At 38.0% G+C, this 4,040-nt stretch carries 2 protein-coding genes and 1 pseudogene; 2 read left to right on the plus strand and 1 reads right to left on the minus strand.

All coding sequences use genetic code 11. The annotated features are described in order from the left end of the window. Positions 1–114: 114 nt before the first annotated feature. Positions 115–746, minus strand: a pseudogene (locus tag OCI93_RS20640) (IS110 family transposase); the annotation flags it as partial. Between the two features lie 774 nt (positions 747–1,520). Between OCI93_RS20640 and OCI93_RS20645 the strand changes: the two are divergent. After that, positions 1,521–2,795: a PIN-like domain-containing protein gene (locus OCI93_RS20645; RefSeq protein WP_261627222.1), complete on the plus strand. Its 1,275-nt coding sequence runs from the start codon at positions 1,521–1,523 to the stop codon at positions 2,793–2,795. A 58-nt stretch (positions 2,796–2,853) separates the two neighbouring features. Beyond that, positions 2,854–3,801: a 5'-nucleotidase gene (locus tag OCI93_RS20650; protein ID WP_261593943.1), complete on the plus strand. Its 948-nt coding sequence runs from the start codon at positions 2,854–2,856 to the stop codon at positions 3,799–3,801. Positions 3,802–4,040: the final 239 nt, after the last annotated feature.

The raw sequence follows: 4,040 nt of genomic DNA on the forward strand, positions 1-4,040 counted from the left end.
TAGCATGAGAGTTACCTCTTATATGTTTTGATTTAAAGATTCGACACCTTTTATCAAAACGGGTAACTCTCACTTTTTCAAGTTGATGTGTCAGATCTTGTCTGAACTAATACAGATGATAGATGCAGCAGCAATTTTGCCAATGCCTTTCATACTTTTTAGGATCGTGTTTTTGGCTGAATACTCAGGACATCATTCAATGAGTTTTAGAATTTTATTTTCAATTTTCTCAATTTGATTTTTGAAGGCGGTTAAAATAGGTTTAATGGTTGAAATCAGTTCTTTTGGTAAGATTTGGAGGCGGTTTTTTCCATCGTTTGCATGACTAATAGCTGATTTCTTCTGGCAACCAAATCGCTCATAGCCTGCATTATGTCAGGTTTTAGGGTGGAGAGTGAGGGTTGAATTGCTTCACCATAATGTGCGATTAATTGTGCATCTAGTTTATCAGTTTTAGCGCGTTGACCAATTGCGCCAGCAAAGCGTTTTATGTGTATTGGATTGGCAATGACGAAGGGTAAGTTGGCCTTTGCACATGCGATAATAAAGGGCATTTCAAGACGACCTGTTGCTTCGATTACAATCCGTTTAGGAATGTATAGCTTAATTTTTTTAACTGCTTCTTTAATACCTTTTTCGTCATTATCAACAGTGAAATAGAGGCCTAAAGGGCGAATATAAATATCCAGTTTGAATTTACCGGTATCGACACCGACATTAATGTTTTGCTCTGTATTTGTTTTCATAATAAGCTAACTCTTGCTTGCATAATGCGGGTTCGAGACTCAGTAGACTATTCGAGTGTGATGCTTGGAGTCTTTTGTGGCGTTCATTCTTGTTATCGGTCTCTCAACAGAGGAGCCATCGCTCAATCGAACTAACACAAAAGAGAGCTTTAGTTGCAGCTAAAGCCTGGGTCTCACATTACCCGAACTCGGTTTAAAAGAATAATTTGATGGGTTTATTATTCATACAAGGCATTAAAGAACGGACTGCTAACAGTTGGCTCGGTTCCGCTCCGCTTCACATTTTAGTCAACAATTATCAGCCCCTTATGCGGGCGTTGTACATGAAAAAATTTAATTATGACTGTCTTGTTTATTTTTGTTATAAGCTTGATAACTACTACACACATTTAGAGGTAAAACGGCGAACCAGCTTCAGTCAATGCGAAAAGCTACTCGGCTAAGCCAATTTACCACCCACAAAGTAAACCACAATAATGCCGCAGGGTAGGTAAAGCTACGTGTAACACTTGATAATTGCCACCAAATCCTTCTGATTAAATTAGAAAACAGCAGTGAAAAGGTACTTTTGGCCTAACAATATTAAAGACACTAACTTTACATTATAATAGTTCGACAATTTAATTATGGCTGTCTTGTTTATTTTTTTTATCCATACAAGGCAATAAAGCAGGACAAAAAGCAGGACAAAAAACAGTTGGCTTTTGCTCGTGCCTCGCTTATGTTAACCAACTATTATTTGCCTCTATTGAGGCGTTCAATGAAGGAAATAGTATGAAGGATCTTTTCCCTGGTCACTTTAAAGAAAGTGAAAAGAGCTTAAAACAGGTATGGGATTCGTGCATATTTGTTTTTGATGCAAATATTTTGTTAAATTTCTATAGATATTCAGATTCCACTAGACGTGAATTCCTTCAGCTTCTGAAGAAAATTCAAGGACGAGTTTGGCTTCCGCATAGGGCAGCAGAGGAATACCTGAACAATCGACTATCTGTAATCGATCAACAAGAACGTTCATATGATGACACAATCAAATCAATTAACTCATTGAGAAGTGACTTGTACAACGCCCGCCAACATCCTTTTGTTAGTCAGCAGACCATGCGACAAGTTAGCGAGGTCTTTGACCTGCTTTGTAATGAGTTATCAGAAAACAAAGGAATTCATACTAAAAGAATTTCAAATGATGAAATTAAAGAGTCTATCTCTTCAATATTTGAAAATAGTGTTGGACAGCCATATTCCAGAGAAGAACTGGAAAAGATGATTATTGATGGTGAGGAACGATATAAGCAAAAAATTCCACCTGGATTTAAAGACGGTACGAAGTCTGGTGATAGTGATGTATTTACAGAGAAATGTCGTAAATATGGAGATTTGATTGTTTGGAATCAAGTTATAGATAAGTCAATTGAGACTAAAAAAGGCATTGTACTTGTAACTGACGATAAGAAAGAAGATTGGTGGGAAAAATTCAAAGGAAAGACTGTTGGCCCAAGGCCGGAGTTAGTGAAAGAGTTTAAAGATAGAGCCGAAAATACATTTCACATGTATCAAGCTGATAGATTTCTTGAGCTGGCTAGAGAAAATTTAAATGAACAAGTTAGTGACGAAATTGTTGAAGAAATAAGAGAGGTTAGGAGGCGGGATAAGCTAGCCAATAAGAAAATGAAAGAAATGGAGTTCGTTAAGCGAAGAAAAATTAAAGTCCATCACCTCATGGATGAGCTTGAACAAACTCGCAGCCAAATGATTTCATATGAAAATGAAATGAAAATGTTGCAAGAAAAGCGACACATGATAGAGGCCGAACGCAATAATTTGAGAGAACATAGCAATCATATGCTGCATGAGGGTGATAGGGGTGTTGATGGTGAGCGCTTATTGCAGCACTATGAGGCCGTTTCAGAAAATTACATTCAGATCAAAAATCACTTAGAGCACTCTAAAAGTAAGTACAGTGAGATGTCCCATCGTATGATGAGCCTTGAGCAAGAGTTAGCTCATAGCATGAAAATCATTGAACAAGAAAATGCAGCGGACTCGTAAACTCGCCGCTGATTTAAGCGTTCTCAGTAATTCACCATTAACATTTTGGAGTGTATATATGCCCTATGAATTGGGTAAAAGGTTAGTAATTGGCGTTGCTTCAAGTGCAATGTTCGATTTAACTGAGTCTGATACGGTTTTTCGTACTAAAGGTGAAGAGGAATATCGTAAGTATCAGTCAGAGAATATTGATAATCCTTTAGATAAAGGGGTCTCATTTTCGTTTGTGAAGCGCCTACTTTCTCTGAATGATTTGAGTGATAAGCCGGAATCAGACCCACTAGTAGAAGTTGTCTTGTTGTCACGCAATGACCCTGATACAGGGCTTCGTGTTATGAAATCGATCAAGCATCATAACTTACCTATTTCGCGTGCGATTTTTATGCAAGGTAAATCTCCATATGACTACATTCCAGCATTGAGTATTTCTTTGTTTTTGTCAGGCAATTCGTCTGATGTAAAAGAAGCCATAAGGTTAGGTTATCCGGCAGGTCATGTAATGAAATCGACGATTGTCGATGAAGAAGATGATGACTTGCGAATTGCATTCGACTTTGATGGTGTTCTTGCTGACGATGAATCAGAATCCGTCATGCACAACACCAACGACCTAAGTCAGTTTCATGAGCATGAAACCAAGAACGTATTACAGCCTCATAATCCTGGTCCGCTGAAAGAGTTTTTAGTTAAAGTCTCAGCAATTCAGAAGATTGAAGAGAAGAAGAAGCAATCTGAACCTGATTATCGAAATCGACTAAGAGTTTCAATTGTTACAGCAAGGAATGCCCCTTCACATGAGAGAGCTTTAAATACGCTGAAAGAATGGGGTGTAATGACAAATGACGCATTCTTCCTAGGTGGTGTTGATAAAGGTTTGATTTTGGGTGTTCTCAAACCTCATATTTTCTTTGATGACCAGTCTGGTCATCTGAGCTCAACTAGTACTGTTGCTCCGTCAGTTCATATACCATTCGGCGTCAAAAACACCGAAGAAGTTGCGGGATAAGAACTCTAACAAGCAATTAAAGCGGAACTTTTTACAGTTTGCTCGGTTTCGCTTCGCTACACAATTTTAGTAAACTATTATTAGCCCCTTAACGTGGGCGTTAAATGTCTTAGCTGATCTGTACTAGCTCAGACTTGATCTGACAGTTACCCGTTTTTTAATCGGTGACTGTCAGTCTAGATTTGAGCTAAATTTTTCTCAGCCCAGATCAATTTTCCATCTAATAAAGTTTCCAATGG

Origin of the sequence: Pseudoalteromonas holothuriae, assembly GCF_945859825.1 — a bacterium.
GTDB lineage: Bacteria > Pseudomonadota > Gammaproteobacteria > Enterobacterales > Alteromonadaceae > Pseudoalteromonas > Pseudoalteromonas holothuriae.

Coding starts and splice junctions, on each gene's coding strand:
- OCI93_RS20645 (WP_261627222.1), top strand. CDS start 1,521: ATGAAGGATCTTTTCCCTGGTCACTTTAAAGAAAGTGAAAAGAGCTTA.
- OCI93_RS20650 (WP_261593943.1), top strand. CDS start 2,854: ATGCCCTATGAATTGGGTAAAAGGTTAGTAATTGGCGTTGCTTCAAGT.